The sequence below is a fragment of the Pseudomonas entomophila L48 genome, assembly GCF_000026105.1.
In the GTDB taxonomy this organism is placed as follows: domain Bacteria; phylum Pseudomonadota; class Gammaproteobacteria; order Pseudomonadales; family Pseudomonadaceae; genus Aquipseudomonas; species Aquipseudomonas entomophila.
The window spans coordinates 3487842-3503477 of the sequence record NC_008027.1; the positions used below are offsets into that span (position 1 = coordinate 3487842).

General features: G+C 69.2%; 9 protein-coding genes. 8 read left to right on the plus strand and 1 reads right to left on the minus strand.

Annotation, left to right across the window (positions count from 1 at the left end; all coding sequences use genetic code 11):
• Nucleotides 1-34: 34 nt before the first annotated feature.
• The gene (locus tag PSEEN_RS14945) at nucleotides 35-9301 is read right to left on the minus strand and encodes a non-ribosomal peptide synthetase (protein ID WP_011534379.1); all 9267 of its coding nucleotides are present in this window, start codon (nucleotides 9299-9301) and stop codon (nucleotides 35-37) included.
• A 224-nt stretch (nucleotides 9302-9525) separates the two neighbouring features.
• On the opposite strand from PSEEN_RS14945, the gene PSEEN_RS14950 reads away from it, so the two are divergent.
• Genes PSEEN_RS14950 through PSEEN_RS14985 form a run of 8 tightly spaced genes read left to right on the plus strand, consistent with a single transcriptional unit; the run spans nucleotide 9526 to nucleotide 15565 of the window.
• Complete coding sequence (locus tag PSEEN_RS14950) at nucleotides 9526-10716, plus strand: PepSY-associated TM helix domain-containing protein (protein WP_011534380.1); 1191 nt, start codon at nucleotides 9526-9528, stop codon at nucleotides 10714-10716.
• A complete protein-coding gene (locus PSEEN_RS14955; protein ID WP_011534381.1) occupies nucleotides 10713-11252 on the plus strand; it encodes a hypothetical protein in 540 nt (179 codons plus the stop codon). Before PSEEN_RS14950 ends, PSEEN_RS14955 begins: the two co-directional genes overlap by 4 nt.
• Complete coding sequence (locus PSEEN_RS14960) at nucleotides 11249-11566, plus strand: hypothetical protein (RefSeq protein ID WP_011534382.1); 318 nt, start codon at nucleotides 11249-11251, stop codon at nucleotides 11564-11566. The genes PSEEN_RS14955 and PSEEN_RS14960 overlap by 4 nt, the downstream gene beginning before the upstream one ends.
• The gene (locus PSEEN_RS14965) at nucleotides 11563-12132 is read left to right on the plus strand and encodes a DUF6162 family protein (RefSeq protein ID WP_011534383.1); all 570 of its coding nucleotides are present in this window, start codon (nucleotides 11563-11565) and stop codon (nucleotides 12130-12132) included. Before PSEEN_RS14960 ends, PSEEN_RS14965 begins: the two co-directional genes overlap by 4 nt.
• A gap of 16 nt (nucleotides 12133-12148) precedes the next feature.
• Nucleotides 12149-13057 carry a metal ABC transporter substrate-binding protein gene (locus PSEEN_RS14970; RefSeq protein WP_011534384.1) on the plus strand — a complete coding sequence of 303 codons (909 nt, stop codon included), beginning with the start codon at nucleotides 12149-12151 and terminating at the stop codon, nucleotides 13055-13057.
• Nucleotides 13054-13803, plus strand: a complete 750-nt coding sequence (locus tag PSEEN_RS14975) for a metal ABC transporter ATP-binding protein (RefSeq protein WP_011534385.1) — start codon at nucleotides 13054-13056, stop codon at nucleotides 13801-13803. Before PSEEN_RS14970 ends, PSEEN_RS14975 begins: the two co-directional genes overlap by 4 nt.
• Entirely contained in the window at nucleotides 13800-14699 is a 900-nt protein-coding gene (locus PSEEN_RS14980) for a metal ABC transporter permease (RefSeq protein WP_011534386.1), read from the plus strand. Before PSEEN_RS14975 ends, PSEEN_RS14980 begins: the two co-directional genes overlap by 4 nt.
• Entirely contained in the window at nucleotides 14696-15565 is an 870-nt protein-coding gene (locus PSEEN_RS14985) for a metal ABC transporter substrate-binding protein (RefSeq protein ID WP_011534387.1), read from the plus strand. Before PSEEN_RS14980 ends, PSEEN_RS14985 begins: the two co-directional genes overlap by 4 nt.
• The last annotated feature ends 71 nt before the right edge of the window (nucleotides 15566-15636 follow it).

A 15636-nucleotide genomic window follows, 5' to 3' on the forward strand; every position in this document is an offset into this window, starting at 1 on the left:
CGGCGGCCAGGCAGGCCGCCGGCGATGACTGTGGCTACTGCAGCTCGACCCCGCGTGCGCGCCGGCGCATCGGATGCTGGGCCTTGAGCTGCGCCTGGCGCGCCTCGGTGCGCGCCTGGGTGGCCGTGGCCTGGACCTGCGCCGCATGGGCCAGCAGCTCGGCCAACGGCGCCTCGGGCTGGGCCAGCAAGCGCTCGAACACCCCTTGCAGCTGGGCGAACAGGTCGGCCATGTCGCTGGCGGCGAACAGGCTGGCATCGCACTTGAAGGCTGCGGTGAGGCGGTCGGCGCCGTTGACGAACTCGGCGATCAGGTCCAGCTCCGTGGCGCCCTGCCCGGCTTCGCGGCTGGTCACCTCCAAGCCTTGCGGCGCCTGCATCGGCAGGCTGCCTTCCTGGTAGATGAACTTGATCGCGAACAACGGCGAACGCCCGGCCTGGCGTGGCAAACGCAGGGCCTCGACCAAACGGTCGAAGGGCAGGTCCTGGTGGTCGGACGCGCCGATCACCACGTCGCGGCAGCGTTCCAGCCACTGCGCGCCACTGGCCTGCTCGTCCAGCTCGAGCTGCAGTACCAGTTGGTTAACGAAGAAGCCGACCATTTCTTCAACCCCGGCGTGGTTGCGGTTGGCCACGTCGGTGCCCAGGCGCAGGCGGCGGCTGTCGCAGCGCTGCGCCAGCACCAGCGAGAAGCCCGCCAGCAACAGCATGTACAGGGTCAGGCCACGGGCCTTGGCGCAGGCGCGCAGGGCCTCGGCCAGGGGCGCGGGGAAGTCGAAGGCGTGCACCTGGCAGGTGCCGCCGGCAACACCAGGCTGAGCCGTGCCCGGCAGGCGCGTGAGGCGATGGTCATCGCCCAGGGTGCGCTGCCAGTAGTCCAGCTGGCGGCGCAGCTGCCCGGCCTCCAGCCATTGCCGCTGCCACACGGCGAAGTCGAGATAAGCCAGGCCCGGCGCCGGCAGGCTTGCCGGCGTGGCGGCAACGGCGGCGTCGTAGAGGGCGACGAACTCGCGCAGCAGGATGCCGAACGACCAGTGGTCGGCGACGATATGGTGCAAGGTCACCAGCAGCAGGTGCTGGCGGTCGGCCTGGCGCAGCAGGGCCACGCGCAGCAGCGGCCCATTGATCAGGTCGAACGGCGCACGCGCCTCATGCTCCAGAGCCTCGGCCACCGCCGCCTCGCGCTTCGCCTCAGGCAATTCACGCAAGTCATGCAGGGTGAACGGCAGCGCCATGTCCGGTTGCACTTGTTGCCAGCTGTCACCGCCGTCCTGGGCGTAGGTGGTACGCAACACCGAGTGGCGCGCCAGCAGGGCCTGGAAGGCCTGGCGTACAGCCTCGACATCCAGCTCGCCATCGAGCTGCAAGGCCCGCGGAATGTTGTACATCGAGCTCTGCGGCTCCAGTTGCCATAGGAACCACAGGCGTTGCTGGGCGAACGACAACGGCTGGCGCTGACGCGGATCGAGCGCTTGCAGCACTGGGGCCGGCGCACCCTGCCCCGGCGCCTCGGCGCGCTCGACGGCGGCGGCGAACTGCGCCAGATCCCGGGCTTCGAACAGTACCCGCAGCGGCAGGTCGAGTCCCAGGGTGTGGCGCACCCGGCTGATCACCTGGGTGGCCAGCAACGAATGGCCGCCCAGGTCAAAGAAGTTGTCCTGCAAGCCGACTTCCGGCAGTTCCAGCACTTCGCACCAGAGGCGCGCCAACAGGCACTCCAGCTCGCTGCGCGGGGCCACGTGGGCCTGTTGCAGCAGGCGCGTGTCGGGCTGCGGCAGGGCCTTGCGGTCGAGCTTGCCGTTGGGCGTCAGCGGCAACGCCGCCAGCACCTGCCAATGGGCCGGCTGCATGTAGTCGGGCAGGTCGTCGGCCAGCGCCGCACGCAGCCCTTCGCACAGCTGGGCCTGGGCCTCACGCTCGGCCAGCGGGCCCTGGCATGGCACCACGTAGGCCACCAGTTGTTGCCCGGATGGCCCCGGCACGGCGACCACCGCCGCCTCGGCGACCTCGTCGCGAGCCAGCAGGCGCGCTTCGATCTCGCCGGTCTCGACCCGGAAACCACGGATCTTGACCTGGTGATCGACCCGGCCGATGTATTCCATCTGGCCGTCAGCCAGGCGCCGCACCAGGTCGCCACTGCGGTAAAGGCGCGCCCCCGGCGTGCTGGCGAACGGATCCGGCACGAAGCGTTCGGCGGTCATCGAGGGTCGAGCGTGGTAGCCACGGGCCAGGGCGCAACCGCCGATATAGAGCTCGCCCACCAGGCCATCGCCTTGCAGCGCCAGGCCTTCGGCCAGCAGGTAGGCGCTGCGCCCGGCCACTGGTCGGCCGATGGGCGCGTAGGCCGAGGTGAAGCGAGTATCGCCTTCGGCCTCCCACAGGAACGGTGTGATCACCGTCTCGGTAGGGCCGTAGCCGTTGACGATGTAGCGCGGCTGCAACACCGCCTGGATTTGCTCGAAACCTTCACGCGGGAAGGCCTCGCCCGCCACGTTGAACGAGCGCACCGACGGCGCCCGCCCCTGGCCTGCGGCCAGCGCGGCCATCTGGCAGGCGTACTGGGTGGGGAAGTAGACCAGGCTGGCCTGCTCGCGCTCGATGACTTCCAGCGCCTGCTCGGTGCTCCACAGCCCCTCGCCGCGCAGGATGCAGCGGGCGCCGCTGATCAGCGGCAACAGCCATTGCTCGGTGCCCCAGTCGAAGTTCAGCGAGGCGAAATGCAGGAAGCGGTCGGCGCTGTCGATGCGGTAGAAGCGCTGCATGGTCAGCAGGTGGCGCAACAGCGCGCCGTGTTCGAGCGCCACGCCCTTGGGCCGCCCGGTCGAACCGGAGGTATACAGCAGGCACAGCAGGTTGTGGCCATCGAGCGCCACTTGCGGCGCGCCTTGGTCATCGCCTGCGAAGGCCAACTGGTCGACCCGCAGCAACCGTGCGTGACGCCCGGCGAGCAGCGCCTCGCCACGGGCATCGCCGAGCACCAGGTCCACGCCGCTGTCGTCGAGCATGTAGCCCAGCCGCTCGGCGGGGTATTCAGGGTCCAGCGGCACATAGGCGCCGCCGGCCTTGAGGATCGCCAGCAGGCCGACGATCAGGTCGGCGCCCCGTGGCAGGGCGATACCGACCAGCACGTCGGGGGCGACGCCTTCGGCCACCAGCCGGTGCGCCAGCTGGTTGGCCCGGCCGTTCAGCCAGGCATAGCTCAGCGACTGCCCGTCGGCGACCAAGGCAATGGCATCCGGCGTGCGCAGGGCCTGCGCCTCGATCAGCTGGTGCAGCCAAAGCGACTGTTCAATACCCAGAACCGCTGGTGGCATCGCCAACAAAGTCTGGCGTGCATCACTCGGCACTGTTTCAAACGCTGCCAGCACCTGCGCGTCGCCTTCGATGAACTGCGCCAGCAGGCATTCGAGCTGGGCCGCCAAGGCTTCCACGGCCTGGCGGGTGAAAGCTGCACGCAGGTAGCTGTAGTGCACCTCCAGGCGCTCGCCCAGGGTCACCGCCAGGGTCAGCGGGTAGTTGGTGCGCTCAAGGTTGCCGACATTGCCGAAGCGCACGCCAGCCTGGGCGGACTCGGCCAGCGCGGCGGACAGCGGGTAGTTCTCGAACACCAGCAGGGTGTCGAACAGTGTATCGCTGCCCTGCCCCGACCAGCGCTGGACCTCGTACAGCGGCGTGTGCTCGTGCTCGCGCAGGGCCAGGTTGATGCCCTGCACCTGCTGCAGCCAGTCGCCCAGGCGCTGGGCCAGGCCAGGCCGGGCGATCACCGGCAGGGTGTTGATGAACAGGCCGATCTGCTGCTCGATGCCCGGCAACTGCGCCGGGCGCCCCGCCACGGTGGCGCCGAACGCCACGCAATCCTGGCCGGTGCAGCGTTGCAACAACAGCAGCCAGGCCGCCTGCACCAGGGTGTTGACCGTGACCTTCTGCTGCCTGGCGAAGGCGCCCAGGCGTTCGCTGAAGGCCGGGGTGAAACGCTGGTAATGGTCGCCATGGCCGGCTTCGGCCTGTGGCGCGGGCAAGGCGTGGGCGAGCCGGGTCGGGGTTTCCAGCGGCGCCAGCTGATCGCGCCAGAACGCCTCGCTGAGCGCCAGGTCCTGGCCTTGCAGCCACTGGATGTAGTCGCGGTAGCGCCCTTGGGCCGGCGCTGGCGTTTGTCCCGCGTAGCGCTGCAGCACCTCGCCCAGCAGGCGCGAATTGCTCCAGCCGTCGAGCAGCAGGTGGTGGCAGGTCTGGATCAGGTGGTGGCGGGCCGGGCCGGTGCGCACCAGGGTCAGGCGCAACAGCGGCGGGCAATGCAGGTCGAAGCCTGCGGCGCGGTCGTCCCGGGCCAGCTGCGCCAGGGCCTGGTCGAGGTCATCGCGGCCACTCCAGTCCAGCTCGCGCCAGGGCAGTTCGGCCTGACGCACCACCATCTGCAATGGGCGCGGCAGCTCGCCCTGCCAGGCGAAACCGGTGCGCAGGATGGCGTGAGCGTCCACCGCCTGTTGCCAGGCCTGGCGCAGGCGCTGTGGTTGCAGGCCGTCGACGTCCACGCGCATCTGGTTGATGTAGTCGCCACCGGTGGACTCGTAGAGCCCGTGGAACAGCATGCCCTGCTGCATCGGCGACAACGGGTAGAGATCTTCCAGCTGGGTGACCGGCAGCGGCAGCCCGGCCAGGCCTGCGCTGTCGAGGCCGGCCAGGGGGAAGTCCGAGGCACTGGCCTGGCCCGGCTCCTGGGCGCAGCAATGCGCTACCAGGGCGCGCAGTTCGGCGCTGAAATCATCGGCCAGGGCCTGGATACGCGCCGGCGCGAACATCTCGCGGCTGAAGCCCCAGCGCAGGGCCAGCTCGCCGCCGTACACCTGCCCTTCGACCGTCATCCAGTTGGCCAGCGGCGCCCGTGGGTCCTGGGCCTGGCCGCCACTGCTGGTGGCAGGGCGCAACAGCGCCTGCGCGTCGAACTGGCGGTCGAACTGGCCCAGGTAGTTGAAGGTGACCCGTGGCTGCGGCAGCGCCGCCAGGGCCTGGCGCGTCGCGGCATCGCCCAGGCGGCGCAGCAGGCCGTGGCCGAGGCCTTTGTCCGGCACCGCGCGCAACTGCTCCTTGACCGCAATGATTGCCGCGCCTGGCTCGTCGCCCGGCACCAGCAGCAAGGGGTGCAGGCTGGTGAACCAACCGATGCTGCGCGACAGGTCGAGGCCATCGAACAGGTCCTCGCGGCCATGGCCCTCCAGCTCGATCAGCGCGCCGGGTGCCGCCGTCCAGCGGCACAGCACCCGGGCCAGGGCGGTCAGCAGCAGGTCGTTGACCTGGGTCCGGTAGGCGGCCGGGGCCACCTGCAGCAGCTCACGGGTGAGCTGTGCGTCGAAACGGCTTTCGATCTTCTGTTCGTAGCGGTTTTCCAGGGCGCCGGCATGGTTGTCGCAGGGCAGCTCGGCCACCGACGCGGCCTGCAACTGCGCCTGCCACCACGGCAGTTGGTCGCTGAAGCGCGGCAACGCGTCGTGCAACTGGCGGGCCCAGGCCTGGTAGCTGCTGCCGCGCAGCGGCAGGCGCGCGGGCTGGCCGGCCAGCAGCTGGCGATAGAGCTGCTGCAGGTCATCGAGCAGCACGCGCCAGGACACCCCATCGACCACTAGGTGGTGCAGCACCAGCAGCAACTGCTGGCGGCCCTCGGGCAGGGTCAGCAGCATCACCCGCAACAACGGGCCGGCAGCAAGATCCAGGCTGCGCTGGGCCGCTTCGCAGTGGGCCAGGGCTTCGGCATCGTCCTGCGCCTGGCGCAACCAGAGCACCTCGCCAGCCTGCTCGGCATAGTGCTGGCGCCAGCCGTCTTCCTGTTCGACAAAGCGCAGGCGCAGGCTGTCATGGTGCTCCAGCAGGTGCGCCAGGGCCTTGCCCAGCAGGTTGGCGTCCAGCGGTGCCTGGGCGTCGAGCAACAGCGATTGGTTCCAATGCCCACGGGCCGGAATCGCCTGGTCGAAGAACCAGTGCTGGATCGGCGTCAACGGCACCTCGCCACTGGCCGGCCCCTGCTCCACCTGCGCCTGGGCCTGGCCGGCGACCTGGGCAAGGCCACGAATGGTCTGGAACTGGAAGATATCCTTGGGGGTCAGCGCCAGGCCCGCCTCGCGGGCGCGGCTGACCACCTGCATGGAGACGATCGAGTCGCCGCCCAGCTCGAAGAAGTTGTCCAGCGCGCCCACTTGCTCCAGCCCCAGCAACGCCTGCCAGATCTGCGCCAGGGCCTGCTCGCGCGCGCCACTGGGCGGCACGTGCTCACGTTGTGCCTGCATAGCGTCCGGCGCTGGCAGGGCCTTGCGGTCGAGCTTGCCGTTGGGGGTCAGCGGCAGTCGCGCGAGGAACAGCATCGCGGCCGGCACCATGTAGTCGGGCAAGTGCTCGCCCAGGGCTGCGCGCAGGGTGCCACGCAGGGCGTCCTGCGCGCCGGCATCCTCGACCAGCTGGGCATCGACCGGCACCACATAGGCCACCAGCTGGCGACCACTGGGCCCATCCGGCGCCAGCACCGCCACCTCATGAACACTTGCCTGCGCCTGCAAGCGCGCCTCGATCTCGCCCAGCTCGATACGGAAACCCCGCACCTTGACCTGGTGGTCGATGCGGCCGATGTACTCCAGCTCGCCGCCCTCGCGGTAGCGCACCAGGTCGCCCGTGCGGTACAGGCGGCCACCGTCGCCGGCGAACGGGTCGGGCACAAAGCGCTCGGCGGTCAGCGCCGGGCGCCCCAGGTAGCCACGGGTGATGCCGGCGCCGGCCAGGTACAGCTCGGCGCCGCAGCCCTGGGGCAGTGGCTGTAGCTGGCTGTCCAGCAGGTAGGCCGCGGTATGCGGCAGTGGCCGGCCGATGCTGGCGCGGCCCCCGGCCTGGCGGCGGGTCCAGGTCGAATAGGTGGTGTCCTCGGAGGGGCCGTACAGGTCGTAGACGTGCTCAAGCCCCGGCAGCGCGTACAGCTCATCGACCAGGCGCTGCTTGAGCGGTTCGCCGGCCAGGTTGACGATGCGCACGCCGGCAGGCAGTTGCCCGCCACGCAGCAGCGCGGCGATTGCCGACGGCACGGTGTTGACCAGCCGCACCAGGTCGCGCGCCGGCAACTCAGGCAGCTCCAGCGCGTTACGCGCCAGGACGATGTAGCCACCCGCCGCCAGGGTGACGAACAGCTCCCACACCGACAGGTCGAAACAGATCGAGGTGGACGCCAGCACGCCCTGGATATCCTCGTCGCGGTACACCTGGCGCGACCAGTGCAGCAGGGCCAGGACGTTGCGGTGGGCGATGGCCACGCCTTTCGGGCGGCCGGTGGAGCCGGAGGTGTAGATCACGTAGGCCAGGTTCTGCGCCGAAGCACGGTTGACCGGTGGCTCGGCCGGCCAGGCTTCGAGGGACTGCTCGTCGCCGTCCACCAACAAGACTTCGCAGCAGGCCTGCAACCCCAGACGCTCGGCGACTTCGCCATCACTGAGCACCAGGCGCGCGGCACTGTCCTCGAGCATGTAGGCGACCCGCTCGGCCGGGTAGTCCGGGTCCAACGGCACATAGGCGCCACCGGCCTTGAACACCGCCAGCAGCGCCACCACCAGTTGCGGTGTGCGCGGCAGCGCCACCCCGACCCGTACCTCCGGCCCCACGCCCGCGGCGACCAGGCGCTGGGCCAGGCGGTTGGCCCAGCGGTCGAGTTCGGCATGGCTGTAGCGGCGCTCGCCGTGCACCAGCGCCAGGGCCTCGGGCCGTGCCTGGGCCTGTTGGACGATGCACTGGTCGATGCGCGACAGGCTGTCGTAGCCATCGCCTGCCGGGTTCCACGCGTGCATCTGACGCTCAAGTTCCGCCTGCCCCAGCATCGGCAGCCGCGAGACGGCCTGGCTCGGGTCGGCGACCATCGCCCGCAGCAGGTTGAGCCAGTGTTCGGCCATGCGCGCGATGGTCTCGGGAGCGAACAGTTCGTCGGCGTAGGTCAACGCCGCATGCAGCCGGCCGCCCTTCTCCCAGGTGTCCAGGCTCAGGTCGAACTGGGTGGTGCGCCCTTCCCACTCGATCACCCCGAAGCGGATGCCGGACTCGGTCTGCAGGGCCGTCAGGTCGGTGACCAGCGGCTGGTGGTTGTACATCACCTGGAACAGCGGGTTGTGCGCCAGGCTGCGCTCAAGCTTCAGCGCCTCGACCAGGCGCTCGAACGGCAGCTCCTGGTGCGCCTGGGCGCCCAGGGCGGTGTCGCGCACCTGGGCAATCAGTTGCGCGACGGTGGTGTCCGCGTCCAGCTGGCAGCGCAGCACCTGGGTGTTGACGAAGAAGCCGATCAGCCCCTCGACCTCGGCGCGGTTGCGGTTGGCGATGGGCACGCCGACGCGCAGGTCGGCCTGGCCGCTGTAGCGGTGGAGCAAGGCGTCGAACGCCGCCAGCAAGACCATGAACAGGCTGGCCTGGTGCTGCTGGGCGAAGCTGCGCAGTTGCTCGGCCAACGCCGCGTCGATGGCGAAGCCGTGGCGCGTGCCGCGATGGCTGGGGGTGGCCGGGCGCGGGAAGTCGATGGGCAGTTCCAGCACCGGGTGCTCGTCACCCAGGGCTGCCTGCCAGTATTCCAGCTGGCGCTCCTGCTCGCCGGCCTCGAGCCAGGCGCGCTGCCATAGCGCGTAGTCGGCGTACTGCAACGGCAGCGGCGCCAGCGGCATGGCCTGGCCACGGGCGAAGGCGTCGTAGCAGCGGATGAACTCGTCGATCAGCACATTCATCGACCAGCCATCGGAGACGATGTGGTGCAAGGTCAGCAGCAGCACATGGCGTTGCGCCTCCAACTGCAACAGGCGCACCCGCCACAGCGGTCCCTGCTGCAGGTCGAACGGCTCGCGCGCCTGAACTTCAGCGCGCTCGCGGACGGTAGCCTCGCGGGCTTGCGGGTCGAGTTCGCGCAGGTCCTCGAACACCACCCGCATCGGCTGCGCCGCCGGCACCTGCTGCAGCCCGCGCTCGCCATCCAGCTGGAAAGCGCTGGCCAAGGTCTGGTGACGCTCGCCCAGGCAGGCCAGGGCCTGCTCCATCGCCGCGCGGTCCAACGGCCCGTCCAGCGCCACGGCGCCCGGCAGGTTGTAGGCCGCGCCCTCGGGCTCCAGCTGCCAGAGGAACCACATGCGTTGCTGGGCATAGGACGGCAGGCCGCGCTCGGGCGCCTGCACGTCGGCTACCAGGGGGAACTGGGCGAAATCGACCTGCTCCCGGGCCAGTGCCTGCAAGAAGATCCTGCGCTTTTGCGGCGGCAATTCAAGGAATCGGCGGGCAAGGTTGCGGGCGTCTTGTGCATTCATCGGCGGTCATCCGTAAAAAGGGGCAACGAGCGGGACAGCTCGGTCGTCCATGGGAAACGGATGGCACGGAGGGAAAATTAACCCGCGCCGGCGCGGCCCGCCGGTCGCCTTGAAACATTTTCTTTCATTTAAATAGACGGGTTTCTCATTCTCATCCGTCCTATCTAATGCAGCCTTCCTGGTTGAGCCGTGACTCGACCCCAATATTCCCAGCAGAACGACCGATGGCCCGACAACCGAAAAAATCCAAGTCCAAACTGTGGTTCCTGGTGCACAGCTGGCTTGCCCTGCCGATCTGGTTCTTCGTCCTGATCGTCTGTTTCACCGGCATGCTCGCGGTGGTCAGCCAGGAGATCGTCTGGCTCGCCAACCCCGACGTGCGCGCCAGCAAGCCCGACGACGCGGCCCAGCGCCTGAGCTTCCAGCAGGTGCTCGACGCCCTGCACAAGGCCGAGCCGGACATGGCCGTGCGCTTTCTCAACCAGCCCGACGGCTCGCACTTCGCCCTCAACGCCGGGGTAACCTTCCCCGACGGCAGCTCGCCGACGCTGTACGTCAACCCCTACACCGGCGCCATCCAGGGCAAGAGCCCGAACTTCAACTTCGAGGCCTTCACCCGCGCCCTGCACGGTTGGTGGCTGGTGCCCTTCACCAACGGCTACAGCTGGGGCTGGTACCTGGTCTCGCTGCTGGGCCTGCCGATGCTGGCCTCGCTGGTGACCGGGCTGGTGGTGTACAAGAAGTTCTGGAAGGGCTTCTTCAAGCTGCCCCGGCGCAGCCATGGCCCACGTATCTTCTGGGGCGACCTGCACCGCCTGGTGGGCGTGTGGTCGATCTGGTTCGTCGCCACCATCTCGATCACCGGCACCTGGTTCCTGATCCAGGCGGTGCTGGGGGACAACCACATCAGCATTACCACCGAGCCCGTGGTGCCGGTCATCGCCCGTGAACAGGTGCCGCTCACCGCGGACGGCTCGCCGGCCCCGCGCATCGACCTGGACGAGGCCACGCGTATCGCCCAAAGCAGCATCCCGGGCCTGGACGTGAGCTTCATCTCGGTGCCGGCCACCGCCTACAGCCACGTCAGCCTCGGTGGGCGCAGCTGGTACCCGCTGATGATCCAGACCGCCGCGGTCAACCCCTATACCCGCGCCGTCGACAGCCAGTTCCTGCTCGGCGACCGTTCGGCCCTGGAGTTCGTCACCGAATCCATGCGCCCGCTGCACACCGGCGACTTCGGCGGCCTGCCGATCAAGCTGATCTGGGCGTTCTTCGGTTTGCTGCTGTCGCTGATGGTGTTCAGCGGCCTGCTGATCTGGACCAAACGCACCGCCCAGGCCACCGCGGCGGCGCTCAAGCGTGAGGAGCGCCCGCGCAAGGCGCGTGCGGCCAACGTATTGGAGGTCAAGCCATGAACCAGGCCCAGGCACTGCCGCACGGCCCATTCAAGCGCTTCTGGCTGAAGTGGCGCTTCCACCTGAACATCCTGCTGCTGCTCATCCCGCTGGGGTTCATGCCCAAGTACTTCGCCGACGCCAGGCTGATACGCGGCGACAGCGGCCTGGGCGCAAATCAGGTCAATGCCATCCAGGTCGGCCCCTACAGCCTGGACCTGGCCGAGCTACGCGACGAAGCCCCGCGCGCCGATGGCCCGGCCGGCTACTTCAAGGTCTTCAACGCGGCGCTGTGCAAGACCTGCATCGGCCCGGTCAAGGCGGTCTACCTGCGCATCGGCAAGCCGCGCAGCCTGCGCGCCGCCGGCACCCTGTTCTTCGGCGCGCCGTACCGCATGGGCACCTCGCTGCCGATTCCGCCGCGCACCCCGGCCAACGCGCAGATCTGGATCACCATCGAAGGCTGGGACGGCAGCATGCACCAAGGCTCGGTGGCCTTGGCCAAGGCATCGCCGGCCACCGCGGCCTGGCTCGAGAAACAAGGAGGCAAACCATGAAACACCTGATGCGCAGGCTCGCCCTGCCGCTGCTGCTGGGCACCGCGCTGCCGGCCCTGGCGCACAACCCGATGTGCGAGTGCACCGAAGCCGGCGAACAGATCACCTGCAAGGGCGGTTTCTCCGATGGCAGCGGCGCGCCCGGGGTGACCCTGGACGTGATCGGCTACGACGAGCAGGTGCTGGTGGCCAGCAAGCTGGGCGACGACTCCACCCTGACCTTCAAGCGCCCCGACGGCGAGTTCTACGTGCTGTTCGACGCCGGCCCCGGCCACGTGGTGGAAGTCGACCATGCCGACATCGGTGCGCCATGAGCCGCGCCCAGGTCGTACGCCCGGCCGGCGCCGGGCATGAAACCCTGTATGTACTGCTGGCTGCCGCGCTGATCCTGATCGTCGCCGCCACCGTGGTGACGCTGCGCGGCGAGCGCGAGGACGAAGTGGCCATCGCCGCCCACCAGCTCGACGCCCGGCGCGACCTCAACGCCGCCGAACAGGGTATCCACACCGACCTGTGGGTGGCCGTCGAGGAGATCCGCCTTTTAAGCGAGGAAACCGGCGCCGCGCCCGCCGTCGAAGCGCTGGCCGAGGAAAGCCTGCCGCCCTTCGTCGCCGACGCCAGCCAGCAGAGCCGCGGCAGCCACCAGTGGTCAAAGCTCGACAGCGGCGCCTACCTCGGCCGCAGCCAGGATGCCCAGGTGGCCGGCAGCTTCCTGCTGATTCCGGCCCAGGCCGAAGGCGCCCAGCCCGATATCTGGCTGCGCCGCGACAGCAGCGCCCTGGCCCCCGACGACCTGGGCCGCGACGCTCTGATCGCCGCCGGCTGGCAACAGGTGGTCACCCACTACGACGCCGGGGTCACCCGCCAACACCGTCACTGAACCGAAGGACTCGCCCATGCTCCGCTCCGCCCTCCGCGCCCTGGCGCTGCTAGCTTGCGCCCTGCCGGCCCTGGCCCTTGCCGACAGCGGCAAGCCCCTGCGCATCGGCATCACCCTGCACCCCTACTACAGCTACGTGAGCAATATCGTTGGTGACAAGGCCGAGGTGGTGCCGCTGATCCCCGCCGGTTTCAACCCCCACGCCTACGAGCCGCGCGCCGAGGACATCAAGCGCATCGGCAGCCTGGACGTGATCGTGCTCAACGGTGTCGGCCACGACGACTTCGCCGACCGCATGATCGCCGCCAGCGAAAAGCCCGACATCAAGACCATCGAGTCCAACGCCAACGTGCCGCTGCTGGCCGCCACCGGCATCGCCGCCCGTGGCGCCGGCAAGGTGGTCAACCCGCACACCTTCCTGTCGATCAGTGCCACCATCGCCCAGGTCAACAACATCGCCCGCGAACTGGGCAAGCTCGACCCGGACAACGCCAAGTTCTATACGCAAAACGCCCGTGCCTACGCCAAGCGCCTGCGCGCCCTGCGTGCCGAGGCCCTGGCCAAGGTCACCCAGGCGCCGGACGCGACCTTCCGCGTCGCCACCATCCACGCCGCCTATGACTACCTGGTGCGCGATTTCGGCCTGGAGGTGACCGCGGTGGTGGAGCCGGCCCACGGCATCGAACCCAGCCCGGCGCAGTTGAAGAAGACCATCGACCAGCTCAAGGCGCTGGACGTGAAGGTGATCTTCTCGGAGATGGACTTCCCGTCCGCCTACGTCGACACCATCCACCGTGAATCCGGCGTGCGCATCTACCCGCTCACCCACATCTCCTACGGCGAGTACACCAAGGAGAAATACGAAGTGGAAATGAAGCGCAACCTCGACACCGTGGTCCAGGCCATCCAGGAGAACCGCGCGTGACCGCCGCCGCCAACCTCACGGCCGCCAGCGGGCCGCGCATCGAGTTCGACGGCATCGACCTCACCCTCGGCCGCACGCGCATCCTCGAACAGGTGCGTTTCAGCGTCGCCCCCGGCAGCGTGCACGCCATCGTCGGCCCCAACGGCGGCGGCAAGAGCTCGCTGATCAAGACCCTGCTCGGGCAGATGCCGCATCAGGGTGCGTTGACCCTGCACTGGCCGGGCGAGCGCGAGGTGATCGGCTACGTGCCCCAGGCGCTGGAGTTCGACCGAGGCCTGCCGATGACCGTCGATGACTTCATGGCCGCCATGTGCCAGCGGCGCCCGGCGTTCCTCGGCCTGTCCCGGCGCACCCGGCCGGCCATCGACGCGGCGTTGGCGCGGGTGGGCATGCTCGACAAGCGCAAGCGGCGCATGGGCGCCCTGTCCGGCGGCGAGCGCCAGCGGGTGCTGCTGGCCCAGGGGCTGATCCCAGAGCCGCAGCTGCTGGTGCTGGACGAACCGATGTCGGCCCTCGACGAAGCCGGCATCCAGGTGTTCGAGCAGCTGCTGAACGGCTGGCGCCAGGCCGGCACCACCGTGCTGTGGATCGAGCACGACCTGGAAGCGGTGCTGCGCCTGGCCGACCGGGTGACCGGGCTGAACCGCCAGGTGCTGTTCGACGCCCCACCGGCCCAGGCCCTGACACCCGAGCGCCTGCTCGGGCTGTTCTCCGTCCACCCGCGCAGCGAGGGCCTGGCCCGATGAGTTTCGACACCTTCCGCGAAACGGTCCAGGCGTGGGCCACCGCAGGCTACCTGCCGGAGGCACTGGCCTACGGCTTCGTGGTCAACGCCCTGCTCGCCGGCCTGATGATCGGCCCGGTGCTGGGCGGCCTGGGCACCCTGGTGGTGGTCAAGCGCTTCGCCTTCTTCTCCGAGGCGGTGGGCCATGCCGCGCTCACGGGCGTGGCCATCGGCATCCTACTGGGTGAGCCCTACACTGGCCCTTACGGCAGCCTGTTCGGCTACTGCCTGCTGTTCGGCATCCTGCTCAACTTCCTGCGCAACCGCACCGGGCTGTCGCCGGACACGCTGATCGGCGTGTTCCTCTCGGTGTCTTTGGCCCTGGGCGCCAGCCTGCTGCTGATGCTGGCCGGCAAGATCAACGTGCACATCCTCGAGAACGTGCTGTTCGGCTCGGTGCTCACCGTCAGCGGCCACGACCTCCTGGTGCTGGGCATCGTCGCGGTACTGGTGCTGGCCCTGGCCCTGCCGCTGTACAACCGCATCATGCTGGCCAGCTTCAACCCGCAGCTGGCGGCGGTGCGCGGGGTGGCGGTGAAGACCCTGGACTACCTGTTCGTGGTGCTGGTGACCCTGGTGACCGTGGCCTCGGTGAAGGTGATCGGGGCGATCCTGGTCGGCGCCCTGCTGGTAATCCCGGCCGCCGCGGCGCGACTGGTCAGCCAGTCGCTGAAGGGGTTCTTCTTCGTCTCGGTGATCATTGCCACCCTGAGCACGCTGCTGGGCATCCTGCTGCCGATCGTGTTTGACCTGCCGGTGCCCTCGGGCGCGGCGATCATCCTGGTCGCCGGGATCTGCTTCGCCCTCGCCGCCCTGGCCCGCGCCCTCGTTCCCCGCCTGCAAGGAAACCCGGCATGACCCTCAAGCACCTGACCCTGGCCGCCCTCCTGGCCGGCCTGCCTTCCCTGTCCAGCGCCACCCAGGTGCTGACCACCCTGCCGGTGACCCACAGCCTGGCGCAGAGCCTGCTCGACGGCACCGCGGTGAAGCTCGAAAGCGCTGCCCCGGCCAACCTGCCCGCCAGCCGCCAGCCGTCGTACTTCAGCGGCCGTGGCGGCGCCAGCCTGCACAAGGCCGCGCAGCAGGCCGACGCGGTGATCGGCGTACGCTCGATCTGGCGCGACGACCCGCTCTACCCCATGGCCCGGCGCAGCAATATCCGCATCGTCGAGATCGACGCGGCGCGGCCGGTGGACGGCGCCTTGCCGGGCATCGCGGTCAAGGGCGAGGAGGCTTTCGGCGCCTACCCCTGGCTCAACCCGACCAACCTCGGGCGCATGGCCGACGTGGTGGCCAATGACCTGGAGCGCCTGGCGCCCGCCGACAAGGCGAAGATCCAGGCCAACCTGGCTGGCCTCAAGCGGCAGATGCTGGAACTGACCGCCAGCAGCCAGACGCGCCTGGCCGAGGTGGACAACCTCAGCGTGGTGAGCCTGTCCGATCGGCTGGGCTACCTGGCCAGTGGGTTGAACCTCGATGTGGTCGAGCAGCCGTTGCCGGCCGATGACCGCTGGGACGATGCGGCGCTCAAGGCGTTGGGTGACAATCTGAAGGCCCAGGATGTGGCGCTGGTGCTGCATCACCGCCAGCCGGAGGCCAAGGTGGCCGAGGCGATCCAGGCGTCCGGAGCGAAGCTGGTGGTGGTCGAGAGCGATCCGGAAGATACCGTTGCGGGGCTCAAGGCCAGCGTCGAGCAGGTGATCCAGGCGCTGGTGCAGGGTTGATTGCACCGGCCCATTCGCCGGCAAGCCGGCTCCTACCGCGATCCCGGTAGGAGCCGGCTTGCCGGCGAACC

Bases quoted from the DNA above. Each gene is read 5' to 3' on its own strand.
- PSEEN_RS14945 (WP_011534379.1), bottom strand. From the start codon at position 9,301: ATGAATGCACAAGACGCCCGCAACCTTGCCCGCCGATTCCTTGAATTG.
- PSEEN_RS14950 (WP_011534380.1), top strand. From the start codon at position 9,526: ATGGCCCGACAACCGAAAAAATCCAAGTCCAAACTGTGGTTCCTGGTG.
- PSEEN_RS14955 (WP_011534381.1), top strand. From the start codon at position 10,713: ATGAACCAGGCCCAGGCACTGCCGCACGGCCCATTCAAGCGCTTCTGG.
- PSEEN_RS14960 (WP_011534382.1), top strand. From the start codon at position 11,249: ATGAAACACCTGATGCGCAGGCTCGCCCTGCCGCTGCTGCTGGGCACC.
- PSEEN_RS14965 (WP_011534383.1), top strand. From the start codon at position 11,563: ATGAGCCGCGCCCAGGTCGTACGCCCGGCCGGCGCCGGGCATGAAACC.
- PSEEN_RS14970 (WP_011534384.1), top strand. From the start codon at position 12,149: ATGCTCCGCTCCGCCCTCCGCGCCCTGGCGCTGCTAGCTTGCGCCCTG.
- PSEEN_RS14980 (WP_011534386.1), top strand. From the start codon at position 13,800: ATGAGTTTCGACACCTTCCGCGAAACGGTCCAGGCGTGGGCCACCGCA.
- PSEEN_RS14985 (WP_011534387.1), top strand. From the start codon at position 14,696: ATGACCCTCAAGCACCTGACCCTGGCCGCCCTCCTGGCCGGCCTGCCT.